General features: G+C 43.9%; 19 protein-coding genes. 10 read left to right on the forward strand and 9 right to left on the reverse strand.

What is annotated here, in order from left to right; translation table 11 throughout:
* Positions 1–77 precede the first annotated feature (77 nt).
* The 10 genes from ACS8FA_RS25045 (at position 78) to ACS8FA_RS25090 (ending at position 11,335) form a co-directional block, all read left to right on the forward strand.
* Complete coding sequence (locus tag ACS8FA_RS25045) at positions 78–767, forward strand: Crp/Fnr family transcriptional regulator (protein ID WP_439265026.1); 690 nt, start codon at positions 78–80, stop codon at positions 765–767.
* A 141-nt stretch (positions 768–908) separates the two neighbouring features.
* Positions 909–2,627, forward strand: coding sequence for a phosphoethanolamine transferase (locus tag ACS8FA_RS25050; RefSeq protein WP_439265028.1), 1,719 nt, complete (start codon positions 909–911; stop codon positions 2,625–2,627).
* A 106-nt stretch (positions 2,628–2,733) separates the two neighbouring features.
* Positions 2,734–3,429, forward strand: a complete 696-nt coding sequence (locus ACS8FA_RS25055) for a response regulator transcription factor (protein WP_439265030.1) — start codon at positions 2,734–2,736, stop codon at positions 3,427–3,429.
* A 127-nt stretch (positions 3,430–3,556) separates the two neighbouring features.
* Complete coding sequence (locus ACS8FA_RS25060) at positions 3,557–4,897, forward strand: sensor histidine kinase (protein ID WP_439265032.1); 1,341 nt, start codon at positions 3,557–3,559, stop codon at positions 4,895–4,897.
* 178 nt (positions 4,898–5,075) lie between these two features.
* The gene (locus ACS8FA_RS25065; protein ID WP_439265034.1) at positions 5,076–5,549 is read left to right on the forward strand and encodes a diacylglycerol kinase; all 474 of its coding nucleotides are present in this window, start codon (positions 5,076–5,078) and stop codon (positions 5,547–5,549) included.
* A gap of 138 nt (positions 5,550–5,687) precedes the next feature.
* The gene (locus ACS8FA_RS25070; protein ID WP_439265036.1) at positions 5,688–6,482 is read left to right on the forward strand and encodes a PAP2 family lipid A phosphatase; all 795 of its coding nucleotides are present in this window, start codon (positions 5,688–5,690) and stop codon (positions 6,480–6,482) included.
* 258 nt (positions 6,483–6,740) lie between these two features.
* On the forward strand, positions 6,741–7,355 hold the full coding sequence (locus tag ACS8FA_RS25075; protein WP_439265037.1) for a YceI family protein: 615 nt from the start codon (positions 6,741–6,743) through the stop codon (positions 7,353–7,355).
* Positions 7,356–7,545: 190 nt separating this feature from the next.
* The gene (locus tag ACS8FA_RS25080) at positions 7,546–8,862 is read left to right on the forward strand and encodes a c-type cytochrome (protein ID WP_439265118.1); all 1,317 of its coding nucleotides are present in this window, start codon (positions 7,546–7,548) and stop codon (positions 8,860–8,862) included.
* 94 nt (positions 8,863–8,956) lie between these two features.
* The gene (locus ACS8FA_RS25085) at positions 8,957–10,558 is read left to right on the forward strand and encodes a flavin monoamine oxidase family protein (RefSeq protein WP_439265039.1); all 1,602 of its coding nucleotides are present in this window, start codon (positions 8,957–8,959) and stop codon (positions 10,556–10,558) included.
* 87 nt (positions 10,559–10,645) lie between these two features.
* Positions 10,646–11,335 carry a c-type cytochrome gene (locus ACS8FA_RS25090; protein ID WP_439265041.1) on the forward strand — a complete coding sequence of 230 codons (690 nt, stop codon included), beginning with the start codon at positions 10,646–10,648 and terminating at the stop codon, positions 11,333–11,335.
* A 57-nt stretch (positions 11,336–11,392) separates the two neighbouring features.
* Here the strand turns inward: ACS8FA_RS25090 and ACS8FA_RS25095 are convergent, their stop codons facing one another.
* The 9 genes from ACS8FA_RS25095 to ACS8FA_RS25135 all read right to left on the reverse strand — a co-directional run bounded on the left by ACS8FA_RS25095 (position 11,393) and on the right by ACS8FA_RS25135 (position 21,188).
* Positions 11,393–11,806 (reverse strand): PaaI family thioesterase, encoded by a 414-nt coding sequence (locus tag ACS8FA_RS25095; protein ID WP_101206341.1) that lies wholly within the window; start codon positions 11,804–11,806, stop codon positions 11,393–11,395.
* Positions 11,807–11,948: 142 nt separating this feature from the next.
* A complete protein-coding gene (locus ACS8FA_RS25100; RefSeq protein ID WP_439265043.1) occupies positions 11,949–12,491 on the reverse strand; it encodes a DUF3124 domain-containing protein in 543 nt (180 codons plus the stop codon).
* 44 nt (positions 12,492–12,535) lie between these two features.
* Positions 12,536–13,237, reverse strand: a complete 702-nt coding sequence (locus tag ACS8FA_RS25105) for a potassium channel family protein (protein WP_427621503.1) — start codon at positions 13,235–13,237, stop codon at positions 12,536–12,538.
* Positions 13,238–13,304: 67 nt separating this feature from the next.
* On the reverse strand, positions 13,305–15,065 hold the full coding sequence (locus ACS8FA_RS25110) for a TrkH family potassium uptake protein (RefSeq protein ID WP_101206340.1): 1,761 nt from the start codon (positions 15,063–15,065) through the stop codon (positions 13,305–13,307).
* 212 nt (positions 15,066–15,277) lie between these two features.
* Positions 15,278–16,216 (reverse strand): DMT family transporter, encoded by a 939-nt coding sequence (locus ACS8FA_RS25115; RefSeq protein WP_439265045.1) that lies wholly within the window; start codon positions 16,214–16,216, stop codon positions 15,278–15,280.
* 76 nt (positions 16,217–16,292) lie between these two features.
* Complete coding sequence (locus ACS8FA_RS25120; RefSeq protein WP_439265047.1) at positions 16,293–17,447, reverse strand: flavin monoamine oxidase family protein; 1,155 nt, start codon at positions 17,445–17,447, stop codon at positions 16,293–16,295.
* Between the two features lie 131 nt (positions 17,448–17,578).
* Positions 17,579–18,001, reverse strand: coding sequence for a hypothetical protein (locus ACS8FA_RS25125; RefSeq protein WP_057761099.1), 423 nt, complete (start codon positions 17,999–18,001; stop codon positions 17,579–17,581).
* Between the two features lie 432 nt (positions 18,002–18,433).
* A complete protein-coding gene (locus ACS8FA_RS25130; protein WP_114700452.1) occupies positions 18,434–18,922 on the reverse strand; it encodes a M48 metallopeptidase family protein in 489 nt (162 codons plus the stop codon).
* Positions 18,923–19,142: 220 nt separating this feature from the next.
* Complete coding sequence (locus tag ACS8FA_RS25135; protein WP_296208303.1) at positions 19,143–21,188, reverse strand: choline BCCT transporter BetT; 2,046 nt, start codon at positions 21,186–21,188, stop codon at positions 19,143–19,145.
* Between the last annotated feature and the right edge of the window lie 87 nt (positions 21,189–21,275).

Raw genomic sequence — 21,275 nt, forward strand, 5'->3', positions numbered from 1 at the left:
CCTTTACTGTGTTAGATATCCTGAATGATTACTTTACACCATTTCATAAAACCAAATCTGTCAAAAACATTACACTTATGAATATCAATCATTATTTAAATAACGACCCATGGTTTAGTCAATTACCAGCCATTGTGCAGCCGCTACTGGCAGGCGATGCGGTGCTAAAGGTATACCAAAAAGGCCAAATGATTCATGCCATCGGTGACAACGATGATGCAGCGCTACACTTTGTCGTGTCGGGTACGATTAGAGTCTGTAACGTGAGCGCTAGTGGCCATGCCATGACGTTGGCGCATCTATCTAGTGGTGAGTGGTTTGGTGAAATATCTATCATAGATGACAATCCTCGCACCCATGATGCGTGGACGATTAACAAAGTAACGCTCATCTCAATCCCAAGAAATCTAGTCATTCAGACAGCGCAGTTGCATCCGATTTTATACAAGCACCTCGCGCTTATAACCTGCGAGCGCATCCGCCGAGCATTTGATTGGATTGATGATGCTACCTCACTCAATACCTCAGCGCGATTGGCTAGCATGCTGATTGGACTGATCGACACTTATGGTAAGCAAGTAGGAGACAATATCAAAATAGATCTGCGCTTATCGCAAGAAGAGCTGGGCTTTATGCTTGGCACTACTAGACAAACCATCAATAAAATCATTCAATCGTGGCAAAAGCAGCACCTTATCGATATGCACTATGGTTTTATCACCATAAAGGACAAACCCCAGTTAATGGCAATGATGAACTCTTCCTAGTTTGAATGTATAAAATCGTTTCAACAATCCACACAACATCTAACTTATGATAGTTAGCATCAATCGCCTTAACATCTTCTTAACAGACCACTTGCTATGGTAAGGAATGACGTTTCCTACCATCTGTTGAGAAGTATCTGTATGTCCATACCTCAAGTCATCAAGACCAATGTGCTAAAAATCAACGCGTCCAATGCCAACGCAAAAACCAGCTACCTTAGTAAGCTCTATGATCGTGAGATAAGTCTCAGTTATCTTATTATTATCGTGGCTTTATATTTGGTAGCGACTGCAAATATTGGGTTCTTTGAGCAGGTGCTGGCTGTCTATCCATTTAGCAAAAACGTCGGATTCATCCTGTCTATTACTGGCTTGTTGTTTGGACTGATGTGGCTAGTATTACAGCTGCTGTGCTATCGCCCAATTGCCAAACCCGTACTAGCTACGTTACTGATTATCGCTGCCATCTGTGGGTATTTTACCGATGCTTATGGGACGATATTTGACACCAACATGCTGATCAACAGTCTGGAGACCGATCAAGCAGAGGCGATGGGATTGTTTGCCCCTAGCATGGTCATTCGGGTGCTGATATTAGGCGTGTTGCCAGCATTTATCATTAGCAAAATTCGTCTAAAACGCTCTACTTGGCAACGCAGTATTCTACAAAAAACGGCAACCTTGCTCCTATCTGTTGCGCTAATCGCCGTTTGCATTTTGCCGTTTGGTGATCAGTACGCCAGCTTCTTTCGTCAACATAAACAAGTTCGCTCTTATGCCAATCCGATCACGCCTATTTACTCTACGATCAAACTTGGCGAAAACTATGTCGATGAGCTACGCCGTCCTGATACTTTCACGCTACATGCGACAGATGCAAAGCGCGTGGCACCTGCTAATAATGTGAATGGCGGCGGCAAACCAAAACTAATGGTATTTGTGGTTGGCGAAACGGCTCGCGCCGATCACTTCGGCTTGAACGGCTATACACGCAATACCACACCACTGCTCTCAAAGCAGTCAGACCTTTATAGCTTTCAGAATGCTGTCTCTTGTGGAACCTCTACGGCCTACTCCGTACCTTGCATGTTCAGCTATGCAAATCGAACAGACTACGATATCGATACCGCTAAGTATAATGAAAACGTATTAGATACGCTCAGCAAGCAAGGGGTCAATGTCGTTTGGCGCGACAATAACTCTAGCTCAAAAGGCGTGGCTGATCGCGTTACTTTTGAAGACTATAAAACAGCTGACACAAACCCCAACTGCGATGTTGAATGCCGAGATATCGGTATGCTTGACGGGTTTGATGAACTGGTTAAATCAGGCAGCTCACAGAAAGAAGTGCCGAAAGACACGCTTATTCTACTGCATCAAATGGGCAATCATGGCCCCGCCTATTATCAGCGCTATCCGAAAGAATTTGAAGCGTATAACCCTGTCTGCATGACCAATGAGCTGTCTAAATGTGATGCTCAGTCTGTGATAAATGGCTACGATAATGCGATTCGTTATACCGATTACTTTTTGAATAATGTGATTGATACGTTAAAACCTTATGAGCAAGATTATGATGTGGTAATGGTATATATTAGTGATCACGGGGAGAGTTTGGGTGAAAATAATATCTACCTGCACGGCTTACCCTATAAGTTCGCACCAGATACCCAAAAACACGTGCCTACGATAATTTGGTCGCCTAATAGCAATAGTATCGATACGGATAGTCTCTCTAGTATGAGCAGTCAGCCCGTATCACACGATTTTATTACGCCGACGTTGCTTAGCTTTTTCGGTATTACGACCGATGAAGTCAAAGGTGAAGCAACTTTTTTCAAACTGGCCAATTCTAATTGAGTGGTTAAAAGTGAGTTATTCCAAATAATTTATTAAAACAGCTCTCTACATTCGTTTTTATATTACTCAGTCCTTTTAGGTAATTACTATTTTTTAGGTCAGCATCATGTACAAGATACTCGTCATTGAAGACAACCCCGATATCGTGGCCAATATTTACGCGTTTTTTGAGCCAAGAGGGTTTGAGTTGGACAACGCGCACAACGGCTATAGCGGGCTAACACTCGCCTCAAACAATCGTTATGATGTGATACTACTCGATGTGATGCTGCCAGGTATGGATGGCACGCAGCTGTGCAAAAAACTCAGAGAAGAGCTGCATGACAAAACGCCTGTGCTAATGCTCACGGCTCGCGATACAATCTTGGATAAAGTCGCTGGTTTTGATAGCGGTGCTGACGATTATTTGGTCAAGCCGTTTTCGTTGGTTGAGTTGGAGTGCCGTATCAAAGCGCTCATACGTCGCACCGAGGACGATCATTTTGCCCACAGTATTGCGGTCGGAGCGTTGTCCTTAAACAATAGTGAGCATACCATTATGCGTGAGGGACAATCACTGAAGCTTACCCCAACTGGCTTTAAAATACTGCATATCCTCATGAGTGCAGCGCCTCGCGTCGTCAGTAAAACTGAGATTGAAGAAAAAGTGTGGGGGCTAGACATACCGAGTAGTGATGCACTGCGCACCCATATGCACAGCGTGCGTGCACAGGTTGATAAGCCATTTGACACACCCATGATAGTCACAGTACCTGGCGTAGGTTACCAAATTGTTGACCCTAACAAATCAGCAAGCGCGTAGTCGTGATTGCAGCATGAATTAAATAAACCTCATGTGACTTACTAATCGACTGACCGTATCGTATTGGTCGCTCTATTATATATAGCCCTGTTATATATCGCCTTTTTCTATTAGGTTGTCTCATGCCATGCTCAATATAGACTCGATAGCCAATAAGTTCAGACTGTCTTACTTCATATTCGCGTTATTACTGTGCGCAGCTTTTGTCAGTATTTTCTTGTACGCAGAGAGCCGAATAGAGCAAGATTTGGTCAAGGCTCGCCTGTTGCAGCAGCTAGAACTCAGTCAAGAAAAGTATGGTGACCAGCCTATCTATGTCACCGAACCAGGTATCAAGATTTATCGCTATGACAAAGCACCTGCCAGTTTGCAAGCGATAGCCAATGACACGGTGCAAGAGACTTCTGTCACTGTTAATAAAGCCTCTAGAGCAGGTCATGCCAATTTGCATCTTTTTTCCTATACTCAAGATGGTCAAACCTATATTTTGACTTACCTAGAAAACACCGAAATGGTGATGGGAAATTATCCAGTCTTGGCGATATTTGAGCACCTAGAAGACATATTTGCAGATACGTTAAAAGTAGCCGTGATTCTAAGCTTACTTATCGCCGCTATTTTTTCCCAATTGTCCTCTAAACAAATCATCAAGCCTTTATTGGATTTGAAGCGAGCCGTCGAGACTGACCATCATAACTTAAGCGATTTGACACACTTACCATCTGAAGTTGGTGTCTTGGCACGGGCTATCGATGAGAAAAACCACAAGTTAGAGCAATATCTCAAGCGCGAGCAACTGTTTACTGGTGATGTCAGCCACGAGCTGCGCACGCCATTGACTATTATCATGGGGGCTTCTGAAGTGTTGGCCTCGCAATTAGACGCTGACAGCCACTTAAATGAATTTACCAATCGCATCAGCACTACTGCCAAAGAAACTTCTGAGATTATCACCGCCCTGCTTCTACTATCGCGCGCGCCTGAAAAGTTAGACGCACCGCAAACCTCTATCAACAATATCGCCTTAGCGGAAATGCAACGCCTAAAGTACTTACTGCGGTATAAATCTGTCACTTGTCAGGTAATTGCTGAGCAAGAATACAGCGCTTACGTACGGCCCGAACTCCTAAAAATGGCATTGGGCAACCTCATTAAAAATGCGTTTCAATATACCGATGATGGCGAGGTAACCATTACTATCGATGACGAAAAAATCACGGTGACTGATACTGGCTTAGGTATTCCTGAAGCGATGATGCCTTTACTCTATGAACGGTTTGAGCGATTAGAGTCTTATTATAAAGACGAGCAAACAATCCTGTTGTCAGAGCATGAAACAAAACATAAGGTTGAAGGCTCAGGTCTAGGACTCAGTATCGTCCAGCGTATCATGTCACATATGGGCTGGCAGCTCACTCACCAAGCCAATCGCTCAGGTGGCAGTACCTTTAGTATTTATTATAAATAACCTCGTGATAGCTCAAAGACATATTCATTTCCTAATCATAATTACTGATTGGGAAACGACAAATTTAAACACCCATTATGCTTTATTCTCATCCCTCTATATCCTCTTAACGTTTTCTTAACCTCTCCCATCTTATACTCAGGCTATCTTAATTTTAATAGACCATTAAGAATGCCCTATGAAGCAAATCACTCATACCAACCTTGTAGCCCCATCAGCCGAGCATAGTTCTGTCAACCAAACAGCACATGATAGTGCACTTGCAGCTGACAGCTTTGCAGGTCATGCCAAAGGTAAAACAGGGTTTTACCGCATCGTAAAAGCCACTGGCTACTCTATAGATGGCTTTAAAGCCGCATACAAATTGGAAGCGGCTTTCAGACAAGTTGTGTGGCTCAACCTTGTACTGCTGGCTGCTGTCATCGTTATGCCTTTTGCGCTTGGTATAAAAATGATGCTAGTCGTCGCTTCTTTTTTGTCATTGATTGTTGAGCTGCTCAATACAGGAATTGAAGCCTGTGTCGACCATACTTCCACTGCCAAACACCCGCTCGCAAAAATCGCAAAAGATGTCGGCTCTGCGGCACAGTTTTTATCTTTATGTTTGTTAATGGTTTTATGGGTAATGGCGTTGTCTGTTCTATTTTATTAGAGTCTGCTCTATTTTATTAAAGCATAGCGAGCACTCGCCTAACAGCACAATGCGCTGCTAGCACTATCTTAGATAAACAATAAAACGAAGGTCGTATTAAGAACTATCAACATCGCATATACGTTATCAGGTGTAGTCATGACTTTAGAAAACAACGCAGTGACTTGGGACTGGCTAAAACTACTGTGCGTGACCATCATGGCCACCTTAGTTTTTGAGCATAGCCAATTAGATGTACGCATCAGTGAGCTTTTTTACAACAATGGTCACTGGCTTCTTGAAAAAGGCGCGCAGCCTTATGCATTTATCTTTTATAATTTGCCCAAAGTATTATTGATTCTATTGGCTGTCTATCTCATAGCGGTTTTAATCATCAAGTATAGACAGTCAAGGCTTAATGCTACTACCTTAAACCGTAATAAGCTTGATAAATTCCTGCTTCCTTTACCTATGCGCGAGATTAGCTACCTACTGATTATATTGGCGATTGTGCCTGCTACTATTGCCACGCTCAAAGGCGTCACCCATGTTAGTTGCCCAAATGATCTGGTTATTTTTAATGGGGATTTGCCCTACCTCAATCTTTGGCAAAACATCGTAGCAGCAACGCCTGCCAGATGCTTCCCAGCGGCTCACGCCAGCGCAGGATTTTCTTTATATGGACTGGTTTTTTTACCGACATTGAGAAAATACCGCTATCAGATAGTCATATCAGTAACTGTTTTGGGCTGGACAATGGGACTGTATAAAATGCTGTTTGGTGATCATTTCTTTAGCCATACATTGGTCTCAATGCTGCTGTCATTAACCATAGCCTGTGCGCTCGCAGCCCTGTTTTTTAAACAATCGATTAAGAATAAAACACACAGCACCAACGACGATAAAAGACACACTGGTATTAACTTGTCTAGCATTGAGCACTCTAACATTTAAATTCAGCACTTAGGTTCAGTACTTATGCATCAGTACTTAGCTTCAATAATTAGGTATCAATACTTATGCATTAATAGTTGGAATTGACGTTCGAATATAACAGAGCCGTTCGTTATCTCTTTACGAAAATAGCACTACTAAGTATTTGAAAAACCCTGTATAAATAATTAACAATCACTGGCTTATTGTTAAGCAAACGCACGGATAGCGCTTGTGAATAAGCTCTTCTATATCAATAGCCTGCACAGGAATGTAGCTATGCGCTTGTTGTCTATTAGGCCAAAACCTTCGCATATCTATTCTTTTTTGACCATTCCATTGCTGCTTGTAGGCGCTACAAATAGCAGTCAAGCGGCCAACTACACTATTAATCCTGCCAGCACTCACATCCGATTTGCCATCGAACACTTTAAAAGCTCGGCCACGACTGGTGGCTTTTATAATATCAAAGGTCATTTGCAATACGATCCAAACCTAAGTATTGGCGATATCTCATTAATCATACCCATAAACTCCTTAAATACGGGCAACCCTTCTTTTAATAATAGTTTAACGGGACCTAAGTTTTTTGATATGAAGAGATTTCCTTCAGCGCATTTTGAATCGACAAAATGGCACTTCAATCAAAATAAAAAAAGCCCGCAGGTCACTCGGGTAGATGGACAACTGACTCTGCATGGCGAGAGACACCCAATTAGCCTAACCGCGACTAAGTTTGATTGTTATCTAAACACAAGTATCAGAAAAGATGTTTGCGGTGGCGAGTTCACTGCTACGATTAATCGTACAAAATGGAATATCAATAAGTTTGCTTGGTTCGGACTGACCAAAAACCTTGACTTAAGTATCAAGATCGAAGCTGCCAGACTATAGTATTTTTAATGTTTCGCCACTGTCTTAATAGATACGGGTAGTGATTTGCAGAAAGCTTAAAAAGGAATTAGACATGATTCATCGGTATTATAAGAGCATTGCGAAGCTACTTTCTGCCGTCGTGCCAGCATTGTCATTTTCTTCGATAATAACACTGACATTGGGATTCAGCTTAGTGTCTACCGTCGTGATGGCAGACACGGTCAGCCTGCCAATAGACACTTTGCCCAGTCGAATAACCCTACCAAATGTCAGCCCTGCTAATAGTGCGCTTGCCAATCGCGGGGCTTATGTAGCACGCAGCGCCGACTGTATGGCTTGCCACCGTGATGACTATAGTGGCGGCGTACCGATTGAGACGCCCATTGGCAATATCTACTCGACCAATATTACACCGTCAACGCGCTATGGTATTGGCAACTATACTGAAGCCGATTTTAAAAAGGCTTTGCAAAAAGGTCGTGCACCTAATCATCAGCTTTATCCTGCGATGCCTTACCCGTCTTATCATGGCATGACAGATGAGGATATCAGCGCCTTGTTCGCGTACTTTCAGACCGTTCCTATCGTGGACAAACCACCTGAGAAAACCACTCATTTGCCTTTCCCATTAAATATTCGTAGCTTAATGCTGGCATGGAATGTCATCAATGTGCCCTCTACTGAAAATCGCTCAGGACTGACGAAAACCCAGCAGCGCGGTGAGTATTTGGTCAATAACTTAGAGCACTGCGGCACTTGTCATACACCGCGCAACTTAACTCAAGGCCTCGATAAAGACCGCTATTTATCCGGCGCACCACTCGGTAAATGGTTTGCACCGAATATCACGTCTGACAACGATACGGGTATCGGCCTTTGGAGCGAAATGGATATCGTGACTTACCTGCGTACAGGAACGCTTGATAAGCGCGCTTATGCGGGCGGCCCGATGGCAGAAGCCGTGGCGCACAGTACGCGTTATCTCACCGACGAAGATCTGATAGCGATGGCTGACTACTTAAAAGTCGTCCCAGCCATTAAGACCGATGATTATCTGATACCAGTCAATGTGTCTCGCCTGCCACAGCCAGTTAGCAACTCGATTACTTATGACTTGCTAGAGCAGAAAGACTATCTGGCACAGGCTAAAACGAATACTATCAGCAGTGCCAACAATAGCGGCAGCAATAATAACTTGGGCAGCAACTCGCCAAAAGACTTATATCTAGCACATTGCGCCAGCTGTCATGGCGTTGACGGTTACGCCCAGCCCGATGCGCGTTATGCATCCATCGTTGGTTTGAGTAGTATTCGCCGCGTAAAACCTGATGCACTGATTGGCGTCATTGCATTTGGGGCAAAAGGTGCCTTTAACACAGCACCAAAAATGCCTGGTTTTTCAGAAGACTTAAGTCCTGCGCAGATTGCTAATATTACTAACTACGTACGAGTCACCTTTGGTGGTCTATCTAACAGCAATGTCAGCGCGGCGGATGTCACGCGTGTGATAAAAGAAAAAAGCTAGCCATAAGAATTGGCATTAGAACTAACTATAAAAAATGCGCTCTAATCTTCGCCTTTTATCATATGGCAAATACTAGCACGATAAGGATAATTCTATGAATGACCTGCTCCAATCTCCCACGCGACGACAACTGCTCTCAATGATAGGCAAGACGGCAGGCGCGACCGCGATGTATCAAGCGATGACTACGTTAGGGTTTGCTTCTGAGTCGAGCTTCAAAGAAGAGATGAATCTTAAAGGCGCACCGGCTGACGCTAGTATCGTGATATTGGGTGCAGGGTTGGGCGGTCTGACTGCCGCCTATGAGCTACGCAAAGCAGGCTACAAAGTGACGGTGCTTGAGTACCAAAACCGTGGCGGTGGCCGCAGCTGGACACTCAACAGCGGTGACAAATATACTGAGCTTGGCGGTGCTGAGGTCACTTGCGACTTTGAAAAAGGCAATTACTTCAATGGCGGACCATGGCGACTGCCCATCCACCACTACGCGGTCTTTCATTACTGCAAAAAGTTCGGTGTGGCATTGCAGCCTTTTATCCAGACCAATGATCGCGCTTATCTGCATCGTACCAATCACTTCGATGGTGCGCCGCAGCGCTTGGGCGAAGTACAAAGCGATATTCGCGGTTATGTATCAGAGTTATTGTCCAAAGCCGTCAATACAGGCAACCTCGATAGTACGGTCAATAAAGAGGACAAAGAAAAACTCCTCGAAGGACTAAAAGGCTGGGGCGTGCTAGATAACAACTATCGCTATGTCAAAAGCCATGAGACGGGTAAGCATCGCGGCTATAGCGTATACCCTGGTGGTGGTTTGATGCCGGATGCAAAGCCATCAGCGCCTATACCGATGGATAAGTTATTAGAATCTGGCATGTGGTCGGATATTTATAGCAACTATACCGTGCATGTGCATCAACCAACGATGTTTCAGCCTGTCGGCGGTATGGGGAAAATCGGTGATGCGTTCACACGTGAATGTCGAGATATGATTACCTTCAATGCCAAAGTCACCAAAATCAATCAAGACGAAACTGGGGTTACCGTTGACTATGTCGATAGTAATAGCCCTGACGGTACAGCCAAAACAATGCGCGCAGATTGGTGCATTTGTACGATTCCTTTGTCCATATTGACGCAGATTGATATCAATGTCTCCGCGCCAATGAAACAAGCGATGGCAGCCGTTCCTTATGACAGCTCGTACAAAGTAGGTTTGGAGTTTAAACGGCGGTTTTGGGAAGAAGATGAATGGATCTATGGCGGCATCACTTATACCGATATGCCTATCTCACAAATCTCCTACCCTTCACAAGATATGTTTAGCTCAGGCTCAGGTGTGTTGCTTGGTGCTTATGGATTTGGGGAAGCCTCATACAAATTTAACTCATTAACCCCCAAAGAACGTATCAATGCCGCGCTCGCCTATGGCAAACAGATTCATCCGCAATATACCAAAGAGTTCCGTTCGGGCACATCCGTAGCATGGCACCGTATCCCTTGGTCGCTTGGCTGTTATGGTATCTGGAGCGAGACCAGTCGTGAGCAGTATTACGATACGCTTTGCGAGATTGATCATCGTATTGTACTAGCAGGAGAGCACTGTTCGCACATTCCTGCGTGGCAAGAGGGCGCGATATTATCCGGTATGGATGCTGCCAAACGCTTACATCAAAAGGCTAAAAAGCTTGGATAGCTAGTTTTTGAGTAATGAGCTTTGAATAACAACTCTGCCGTTCAAGCAAGGATGATAACAATGAGACTAGGCACATTAGGAATAATTATGAACGTAGTGACAGCAAACTCAATCAAATTATCTAGCTCGCTCAGCTCGAGCAAGGCAATAATGATGCTCATGGTCGGCGGATCGATAGTGTTAACAACGTTGTCAGGCTGTAGTCAGAATAGAACACAAAACGCAGCCACCATCGCTAACCCGCAGACAGCACCAATGATATTCGACAACAGTTTTGATAATCAGGCCAGTCGCAATCAGGGCGCATGGGGCGGCGTATATATGTCCAAAGCAGAATTGGCTAAACCTACTACCAATATCGTCGATGTAGGCTCAATACTAAAAATGAACGATGATGCCAGCATGCAGAGATGGCTCACTAAATTTGAAGGCAGCATACAAGGTAAAACTGGGTTCTTTACGATCAATGGCAAAAAGCTCTACGATGACTCTTGTGCAGGTTGTCATATGCAAAAAGGTGAAGGCGCGCAAGGCACAGGCTACTATCCACCACTGGCAAATAATAGCAAGATGCAATCGAAGTACTATATTATTAGTGTCGTTATCAATGGCCTGCGCGGTATGCCATCGTTCCACCGTATGATGAATGACGAGCAAATAGCAGCTGTCACACAATACGTGCATAGCGATCTAAATAGCTTCACTGATACAGTAACTACTGCTAATGTCGCACAGCTACGCCATGACTTCCCACCAGGATCAGACCCTAGTGAGTAAGTAAAATACACTATAAGCTAGCTACCTTACAAAGTATTCGAACTCTTATGCCTAGCTTTAACTACGCTTAGGCGGCACTGAATATGTGCCGACTACATGAGCCACCACATCATCAGACCCTTCCGAATAAAGAGATACCTCACCTACTATCAACGTACGTCCCACTTTCAATAAAGTACACTCGGCGATAATACGAGAGTCCGCTGATGGCTTACGCAAAAAATTGATGGTCAAACTCGTCGTCACCGTTAATGGGACTATACCGATTCTTCCGAGTATCGCGACATAAATAGCCACATCAGCGACGGCCATCATGACAGGGCCCGAGACTGTGCCACCGGGACGCAACTCATTTATGCCAATCTCGTGCGATAAGGTCGCACCATTTTCATTGACCGCCTCAACGACGCATTTGGTTTGTGGAAACTCCAATGCCATAAAGGCGCTGATTTCTTCTTTGGTTGCAGACATAACTCTTCCTTGAATTGAACTGTCCATGTTGATTCGATTAATACATTTATACGATCATTACTAGTTGGCAAAATCGAAACTATTTTTACCTATGTTACGATGCTCTTTTAATACTCTGAACTACGTACCGACTATACATATATCAATGTATCACGGGCGTGCCTTCTGTACTAAAGGCAAATCCCTTATTGCTAAAGTTACCGATCATGACCGCTTCTATCACTGGTCTGACTGTCTCATCTACACCTTCGACTTCGATGATAAAGTTGGCACCAGAACCGCCTTTATCCTCTTCTTTTTCGACGATATAGTTAAGCGTCGCCATCGCTGGTAGCTCGATAGGCTTATCTAGATATGATTTGACCAATGCTCCATCTGTATCATAATAATCAATTTTATTAATATACAGTGACTTTTTGAGCGTGGTGTTACGTACACTCAGCGTCGCCGATAGCAGCACTTTGCGAGCGTCTCTATCGGTATAGATATCAGAGTAAATCGGCACATAAAAGGTTTGCTTGTAACCAAACTGACTGTGATCCACGTCTGAGGTAATCGCCAACTCTTTAATTGGGTCTTTTTGATGCTCGGACAGAAGAACGTTCGGATCTTGCGCGGACTGATCACAACCTGACAGTAGTGCCATTATGGCAACCAGTAGGACAGATATACTTCGCTTATTCATAATCATTTCCCTATACCTTCTGGTATCACTGCGACGACAAGCTGCTATTTTATTTTCACACCCACACTACGTAAGAACTGATTGATGTGTTTGTTGGCACCATAAATCACTAGTACATCGCGCTCTTGCAATACTTGCTCAGGCGTTGCCAAACCTTGAATGCTAGGCTTGCTCTGCGTACGACCAAAGCTGTCTTCATAATACTCATAGCGCAACGTACTAAGCAATCGGATATTGAACTTTTGCTCTAACTGTAAGTCGTCAACAGTCTTACCAACCAACACATTTGGAATCTTAATCTCTACCATGCTGAAATTATCGCTCAACTCAAACGAATCGACAAAATAGCGTAGTGACAGACGCTTGGCCCAGCGATTGGCCGCTTCTTTTTCAGGGTGAATCAAATCATCCACGCCGATGGCTTGTAGGACTTTTTCGTGTAGCGGATTGATACTACGGCTAATCAAACGCTTGGCTTTTAACGTCTTAAATAACGCCGTTGCCATGACATTGGCACCTTGATCTTCGCCAATCGCCACGATGACAATATCAGTATCAACGATTGGTAATCCGCTAACCGTATACTCGTCCGTGGCATCCATACACAGCGTATGAGAGATCACTTCTTTGTAAGCTTCAACCCGTTGCATACTACTATCAATAGCAATCACTTCATGCCCTTGACTGGTCAATGCTGACCCCAATGATGCCCCAAAATTCCCTAGTCCTACGATGATGTACTTCATAACTTAAACAACCTTTTTTAATATTTTTTGCTATTTATTAAGACCGACATAGTGTGTTTACGACGGATTAGTTAATCGTAATCTCTTCCGTAGGATAGCGATAATTACGTTGACGCATATTTTTAAGCAGTGCAATAAAGATTGTCAGCATACTGACGCGGCCAACGAACATAATGACCGAAACCACTATTTTACTAAAATCTGATAGGTCTGCTGTCAGATTTAAACTTAAGCCCACCGTGCTATACGCTGAAAAGCACTCAAACACCACTTTAATCAAATCAAGTTCTGGCTGATCATAACTGATGAGTGTCACACCCGTACCAATGACCAGTAGCGACAGCCACATAATAGAAAATGCGCGTCGAACGGAAATCTCAGCAATCTCCCGTTTAAACACTTCTATCTTGGTCTGTCCACGAGCTAGGCTCAATGTATTCAATAACGCAATCGCAAAGGTACTGGTCTTAATACCACCACCTGTCGAGTTTGGCGAAGCACCAATCCACATCAAAAATATCGTCAGCATCACCGTTGGAAAAGTCAGCTCACCCATATCAATGACATTAAATCCTGCCGTACGCGGGGTAGCCGCAGTAAAGAACCCTGTTACGAGCTTGCCAAGGAAGCTCGTGTGATCAGCGAGCACATTATTGTATTCAAATATCATCACCCCAATCAGACCGACCAGCAATAATGCGCCTGTGGTAATCAAAGTAATACGGCTATTAATATTAAGTAACCAAGGCTGATAAATATAGCGTTGGTCATGGCGATTTATCAGCCGCTGAGCACGATAACGTAAATACCTAAGCACATTGACCACGATGGTAAAACCCATACCACCGAAGATAAATGTCATCGCCAGAATCAGCTGTAGCGAATAATTAAAACGTAGCGAATCATCGTACAAGCCAGCACTAAAGGTAGAAAACCCAGCATTACAAAAAGCAGAAATCGCATGAAAGACTGAAAAAAATAACTGCTCAGACCAATCCATATTGGGTATGTCATAAATACTGATATAAATCAGCGCAGCCGCTACCGCCTCGACAGCAAATGTGACGTATAAGATAGACTTGAGTGTCGACACCACATCACCCATACCGCGCATGTAAGACATCTCGCTGATGCTGGCTTGTGTCTCATAGCTGACACCACCCTTAAAAAAATAACTAAAATAGGTCACAAAGGTCAAAATACCTAAGCCGCCAATTTGTATCAGACCCATAATAATGACTTGGCCAAAAGTCGTAAAATAGGTGGCAGTATCCACAACGATAAGCCCCGTCACACAAACCGCACTGGTCGCAGTAAATAGCGCATCCACAAAAGATAGTGGCTGCGTCGTCGCATTGGGCATCATCAATAGCAAGGCACCAACCAGCACCACGACTAAAAAGCTTAGAATAAAAAACTGGGCAGGATGTAGAAAGGTACGATTGAGATTGAAATTGTGATCGGAGAGTTCGCGGACGAAGGTGACAAACACCGCTATCTTTATCGCGACAAAGCCATCAACGGCAGCAGATAGGCCCGAACGTACTAAGTCCGTAAAATGCGCGGTCAATAAAATGATAATGGCAATGCTAGTCAGTGCGTCAAAGACGGCGACTTTATTAAGCGTTAATGGCTTTTTGGTATAGATGTAACGCCCAGCGGTCACCATAAAACTAAGAAAGATAATGACCAAATAGAAAATATGGAATACTTGTTGGAGCCACGTTGGTAGTGTAAAACCACTATCTAACAAGGCAATTGCTACCCCGATGACACTAATGAGAATCGTAAAATTATTTAATAATCGATAACGCGTGGCTGCATTCATAGCCTGAGTCCATGACAACGATAACCACGATACTTATACTCCTTTTTTGTCGTCTCCACAAAAAGTGATTTAAGTTAATCGTAACCAATTATTGAGTCATAGTAGCTATTGATAAGTTAGATACTGATAACCAGAGCGAGATAAGAAGTGCGCATTAGGAAGTAACGGTTTTAATAACTCTATAGTTTAATGCTATCGCCTATACACACTTATTAAACCTCTTCTTTTACTCTTGCTATTTTTACGCCGCCCCATGTCACCAATGCCACGCCAATCGCAATTAAGGTGGCGCCTAAAAATAAACCTTCTGGTGGACTTTCCCCTTGCAAAAAAATAGCGACGGGCACGCCGACAATGGCTCCTACTGCACCTAACAAACTTAGCAACACAGGTCCACCTGTCTTTTGCAATAGAAATAATAGTAAAAACTGTCCAGCAAATACGCCTGCTTGTATAGCTATCATGCTTAGCGGCAACCAGTTCTCTAAAGATACAGCGATAGAGAAGTCTGACATCGCACTAAATAAACCTAGCAGCAGCGCTGCCGCAATCAACATACCTGGAGCGAGTGCGCCAGAAGACGCATTATCAGGCCAGCGTAATGTCCGATATATATTGCCAATAGCGAGTAGCACTGGCCCACAAAGCGCGATTAGAATCCAAAACACACTAGAATCTGGCGCAGAGAATTTATGTATGGCTAATGCTCCTGCCCCGATGAGTGCTGCGATGACCCCAAGTGCACGGACAATATAAAATTGCTCTATACGTAGTATCAGCGCACCAAGATAAGTTAGCAGTGGCGGCAATGAGAGGATTAAGGCGACAAAACCTGCGCCCACATGAGGAATGGCAGAAAATAACAGTAAGTTGGCGGCCGCGACACTGACAAGCGCCGCGACAAAGTAATACTCTAAGCTGCGCGCATTAAGAGGAGGGAGTTCTTTTCTGATGAGCGCTATCATAAATAAAATAATAGCAGCGCTAGTAATCGACCAAAACAAAAACCCTAATGGGGTCAGACCGACATCGATAGCGTACTTTGCCACATTGGTCGAGATACCAGTGAGTGCCCCACCTACCAGCAGACAAATGAAGGGCACTAGCCAAGTAGTTTTGTGAATACTGGTTTGTTTGAGCGAATCATTCATCGACTATCCTATTGGATGATGAATTTTTGAGTCATGTTGGATGGCTTTTGTATAGCTTACAACAGCACCCTAATAATTACTGGCACAAAATGTCAGCAGGTAGGCTTTGTACAGCGACGGTTGCTGCATCAATTGCTCCAGCGACATAGCCAGGGAAATGCGCTGACCACTCACTACCACAACCTGTTAGACAGTCTTGCCACGCGCCTGTCTTTGGCTTGGATGGCGGGGCTACTGCATGCTGACCATTGCCGCTAGCATCAGCAGGCATCGCTGTTAATGGATCTTGTGCCCAGTCTTTGAGATATTCAGCTTTTGGAGTACTTGCCTGCTCACCAAATAGTCGCACTAACTGCGCACGGCAATGTTCTTTTAGCACCGTATCAGAGACGCTCTGACGTACTTGAGCAGGAACACCAAAGAAACCAAACAATGCCCCATCGCCCTCTAGTGTAGAGGCATCATGTATCTCAGTAAGCGGCCCTATCGCACTGCGCGCGGCACCCGAAAGACCAGTATTACGCCAAAATGGTGACTCATAAACAGCGACATATTTGGCATGGGGAGCCATCCAAGTGGCTGTCTCGCGCCACTGTTCACTTAAGTCTTGCGGTAGTGCTGGCTGAAATACTATCCGACCTTCTACCAATCGAGGCGGTAACGCAAGTAGCACATGCTGCGCTCGGAACGTCGTCACATGTCCGGTCACATGTCCAGAAGTATCTTCACTCTGTACTTCAATATATTGAGACGTCTTATTTAATTGCTGTACAGTTTGACCGGTCATGATACAACTGGCATCTAAGCGAGCATATAGCGCATCAATCAAAGCGGCCATACCACCGACTAGCCGCACAGAAGGTGGTGCGCTTTTATAACCTTGCATACGTACAGGTGGTTGATTAGCAGCGCGCTCAACCATCATATCGCCTTCTTCAAACTGCGCAAAACGTGACAAATTCAACGACTCAATCAGACTACTTAACTGCGTTTGATAATCCGGCCAAAACCAAGACGGTCCCAAGTCAAACGCCGCGCTTGATTCTGCTTGATCGACATCAGCACTGTTATTAGTAGCATGCGCATCTGAATACTTAGCAACTGCAATGCGACCACCCAAGGTATCACGCGCCTCTAGCAGTCTATACGCTATATCCTTTTTCTCTAATAAAAGGGCGGCATATAATCCACTTAACCCACCACCAACGATTACCACAGGTATGTCTTGCATATCGGATTGCTCTATTTATAGTCGGTTCAATATAACTTGGATACAAGGAAGCCTAGTGAAAGTACGACAAGTAGTAAGCTAAGCGAGACTGACACCGTACCCAATTTTTGGAGGACTAACTATAATCAAAACTACTCTGCCAATAGCTTCGTAAGCATCTCATCAATCTCAACCTTGAACTCTTTATCTTCGATTTTATTGGCTGTAACTTTGGCGTTTTGTAGGCTTTGGATAGCGGCTTCTTTTTCGCCTGTCTCAAGCTGTAGCACCGCCATAGAAAAAGCAATCGATGACATATGGTCTTTTGAGTTAATGGCAGTAGCCTTGGCCAGTGCTTTGTCATAAATCACCAGTGCTGCGTCTAAATCTTCAGTAAAGTCAGCAAGCGTTTCCCATTGTTCTGGGTGGTCTTTGTCAGTGCCTTCATTGTCGGTACAAATGGCGTTTAGTTCAGCATATAGCGAATCAAATTTTTCTTGATTGCCTCTGCGATCTGCTTCTAATAATTCTTCGGCTAAGGTGTAAATAGCTTTATATATTTTGGTATTGATCATTGTTTACAACCTTTTATGGACTATATCGTGTGTGGTTAGGATTATAACGTAATTCTAGGGCGTGTCCTCATTTTAAAAATGGTGATAAAAATGAGATAAATTGCAGTCAGACAAGGAAAATAGCGCAGATCATATCGGGATATTAACCAGCTATTTAACGATGTTTGGCAAAATTTAGCCATTTTTAGCCCGTTTAGATATGATCAATTGAATTGAGGACACGCCCTAGCGGCTCAGATGATTGCTACAGAGAAGAACACGATATTTATGTGGCTGTTATTAACATTACTACGAACGTTATTAAGGTTGCTATTCATACTATAGTCGATTCAATTTAAAAGCAGCACAAGGAAACCGAGTGCAAGTTATATATTAGTATGCTTAGCGAGGATGACGATGTAGCGGATGTATATAGACTTGACTATATTAGGGCTACAACTCTCGCCAGTGTAACCACAGTCGCGTATCCAGCTCAAATTGATGATACTCAGGCTCCATATGGCAGCATAATTGATAAAAAGCTTTGTTATGCTCATGCTCTTTGAAATGGGCAAGCTCGTGCACCACTATCATGCGCAAAAACTCTGGCGGCGCGTCTTTAAATAGGCTGGCTACCGTGATGCTATTGTGCGATTTGAGCTTACTGCCCTGTACACGCGATTGCGTCGTATGGATACCTAGGGCATGTTTTAAAACCTTGAGCTTACTGCTATAGCTGACATTTGATAGCTGACCAATCTTACGCATGTATTGAGTTTTTATCTCATTTATATACTGATAGAGCGCTTTGTCGCTTTGGATTTGATGCTGAGTTGGGTACTTTTTTTCCAGATACTCGCCCAACCTATCCTCAGTTATAAGCTGAGCAGCTTGCGTTTGAATCTGTTCTGAGTAATGCGCTATGTACTTTAATTTGGTCACAAATGTATCCTTTGCTAATACGTTGCAGCGTATTAGTCGATCAATTTAATCTTAATGAATTTTACCTTATATCTGCGGTGCTTGTTTGCCACTTATTGGGGATATATCCTCAACTTAAACGACAGTGATTTATAAATAGTTATTCATAAAAAAACCCATAAGCTGCGTGCAACTTATGGGGACATTCTTACTGATAGTTTCACTTAAAAGGTGTACCGGATTAACGCTCTAAATGCAGATACTGCAAGTGACGCTCGTACTGATTTAAGATATCAACCAATACCTGCTCTTTTGAGTAGCCAACCAAGTCATACTCTTGCGAGCCTTCGCTCAAGAACACTTCCGCACGGTAGTAGTACTCTGCGTGCTTGGTAGATGTGCTCAATGTAAAGTTAGGACGGTGAGCTTTAATCAGATTGACTTCATAAATAAAGTCATCTTCATCGCCATGACCAACACGTAGTTTTAGACCGTCTACCTGACCACTATCTTGGTCCATGCCTGCATCGATACCTTCGCCGATACTAGCAAGGTTTTTGGTATCTAACGAGGTTTTGAGACCACCTGCTTTAAACTCTTTTTCGACCTCAGACATCGCTGGCATAACGACCGTATGCAAGAATTTTTCAACCTGTGCATGGCCTGGGAAGCTCACAATACGTTGCAAACGCGCTTTCCAGCTCTTCCCACTGTCCAACACATTTGCCGTGCCGATTGTACTGGCTTTACGCTTGTTGCCTTCTTCTTTTAGCGACTTCCACATAGACATCATGTAGAGCACAAGAATGATAGAGAATGGCAAACCTGCAATGACAGAGACAGACTGTAGTGAAGAAAAACCACCTGCAAACAATAATCCTAACGTAATAAGACCAGTGGCTGCTGCCCAAAACAGACGTAACCAAACAGGAGCATCGGTATCATTGGTCATACCTCTTGAGCTCAAGTTCGCTAATACTAAAGCGCCTGAGTCAGCAGAAGTCACAAAGAAAATAAGACCAATAACCACACCAGCAAATGACAATACTTCACTGTAAGGGAAGTATTCAAACAGCGCAAACATACCCATTGCCGCATCATTAACCGCGATTTCACCCAGCTCTGTTGCGCCATTAGCAACCAAGTCTATCGCTGAATTACCAAAGATAGAGAACCATGCAAAAATAAACCCAAGCGGAATAAACATCACGCCAAATACAAACTCGCGTAACGTACGGCCACGACTAATACGTGCAATAAATAGACCTACAAATGGTGCCCAAGCTACCCACCATGCCCAGAAGAATATCGTCCACCAAGATTTCCACTCGGCACCAGCAGCACCGTCATAAGCATAAACGTCAAAGGTTTTATAAATGATGGTTTGAAAATATTGACCAATATTTTGAGTAAAGGTATTTAATAGATACACCGTATTGCCCATTACCAATATGGCAAGCAACAAGAGTATTGACGACAGCATGTTGAATTCAGATAAACGACGAACGCCTTTTTCGACACCTGTCATCGCAGAGATAGCAGCAGCCGCGACAACACCCACAATGATGAGCGCCTGAACCGTTTTGCTAGATTCGATACCAAACACATGGGTCAAGCCAGCATTTGCCTGCAATACCCCAATACCCAAACTGGTCGCAATACCCATCAATGTACAGACGACGCCAAAAGTATCAATACCATCGCCTAGCCAGCCCTTGATTAAACGTTCACCAAATATCGGTGTCAGCGGCGAGCGTAGCGCGAGTGGCATATTTTTGCGATAAGCAAAGTAAGCCAGCGCCATACCGATTAGTGCATAAATACCCCAACCATGCAGACCCCAATGTAAAAAGGTTTGCGCAAGTGCTTCGCGCATGGCCTCAGCACTCGCAGGCTCTAGGCCTGTATGCGGGGTCAAATAATGCATCAAAGGCTCAGAGGCGCCAAAGAACAACAGGTCAATACCAATACCCGCTGAGAACAGCATGGCCGCCCACGCTAAAAACGGAAATTGTGCTTTTTCGTGGTCTTGACCAAGCTTGATATCGCCGTATTTAGAAAAACCAACAAACAACGCAAAGATACTATAAGCGGCAACCACCAACATATAATACCAGCCAAACTTGTCTGATACCCAAGTCATGCTCGCGCTTAACAAGGCCTCACTATAATCTGGAAAAGCGATGGTCCAGATTATCAATAAAATAGAAATAATAGCTGAGCCCATAAACACGGTTTTGTTTAGGGTCAGAGGTTTCGTCACATCTTGTGATGGCGAACTGTACATAAAAGACCTCAATAGGTAAATTAAACAGGGTCCGATATTGCTTTGTCCGGCATCATCTAATAGTAGACTGATGATCTATAACCGTAT

Source organism: Psychrobacter sp. 1Y1, from assembly GCF_051847395.2.
Taxonomy (GTDB): domain Bacteria; phylum Pseudomonadota; class Gammaproteobacteria; order Pseudomonadales; family Moraxellaceae; genus Psychrobacter.

Excerpts from the sequence above, each read along its gene's own strand:
- ACS8FA_RS25045 (WP_439265026.1), top strand. The coding sequence starts at position 78 with ATGAATATCAATCATTATTTAAATAACGACCCATGGTTTAGTCAATTA.
- ACS8FA_RS25050 (WP_439265028.1), top strand. The coding sequence starts at position 909 with ATGTCCATACCTCAAGTCATCAAGACCAATGTGCTAAAAATCAACGCG.
- ACS8FA_RS25055 (WP_439265030.1), top strand. The coding sequence starts at position 2,734 with ATGTACAAGATACTCGTCATTGAAGACAACCCCGATATCGTGGCCAAT.
- ACS8FA_RS25060 (WP_439265032.1), top strand. The coding sequence starts at position 3,557 with ATGCTCAATATAGACTCGATAGCCAATAAGTTCAGACTGTCTTACTTC.
- ACS8FA_RS25065 (WP_439265034.1), top strand. The coding sequence starts at position 5,076 with ATGAAGCAAATCACTCATACCAACCTTGTAGCCCCATCAGCCGAGCAT.
- ACS8FA_RS25070 (WP_439265036.1), top strand. The coding sequence starts at position 5,688 with ATGACTTTAGAAAACAACGCAGTGACTTGGGACTGGCTAAAACTACTG.
- ACS8FA_RS25075 (WP_439265037.1), top strand. The coding sequence starts at position 6,741 with ATGCGCTTGTTGTCTATTAGGCCAAAACCTTCGCATATCTATTCTTTT.
- ACS8FA_RS25080 (WP_439265118.1), top strand. The coding sequence starts at position 7,546 with ATGGCAGACACGGTCAGCCTGCCAATAGACACTTTGCCCAGTCGAATA.
- ACS8FA_RS25085 (WP_439265039.1), top strand. The coding sequence starts at position 8,957 with ATGAATGACCTGCTCCAATCTCCCACGCGACGACAACTGCTCTCAATG.
- ACS8FA_RS25090 (WP_439265041.1), top strand. The coding sequence starts at position 10,646 with ATGAACGTAGTGACAGCAAACTCAATCAAATTATCTAGCTCGCTCAGC.
- ACS8FA_RS25095 (WP_101206341.1), bottom strand. The coding sequence starts at position 11,806 with ATGTCTGCAACCAAAGAAGAAATCAGCGCCTTTATGGCATTGGAGTTT.
- ACS8FA_RS25100 (WP_439265043.1), bottom strand. The coding sequence starts at position 12,491 with ATGAATAAGCGAAGTATATCTGTCCTACTGGTTGCCATAATGGCACTA.
- ACS8FA_RS25105 (WP_427621503.1), bottom strand. The coding sequence starts at position 13,237 with ATGAAGTACATCATCGTAGGACTAGGGAATTTTGGGGCATCATTGGGG.
- ACS8FA_RS25110 (WP_101206340.1), bottom strand. The coding sequence starts at position 15,065 with ATGAATGCAGCCACGCGTTATCGATTATTAAATAATTTTACGATTCTC.
- ACS8FA_RS25115 (WP_439265045.1), bottom strand. The coding sequence starts at position 16,216 with ATGAATGATTCGCTCAAACAAACCAGTATTCACAAAACTACTTGGCTA.
- ACS8FA_RS25120 (WP_439265047.1), bottom strand. The coding sequence starts at position 17,447 with ATGCAAGACATACCTGTGGTAATCGTTGGTGGTGGGTTAAGTGGATTA.
- ACS8FA_RS25125 (WP_057761099.1), bottom strand. The coding sequence starts at position 18,001 with ATGATCAATACCAAAATATATAAAGCTATTTACACCTTAGCCGAAGAA.
- ACS8FA_RS25135 (WP_296208303.1), bottom strand. The coding sequence starts at position 21,188 with ATGTACAGTTCGCCATCACAAGATGTGACGAAACCTCTGACCCTAAAC.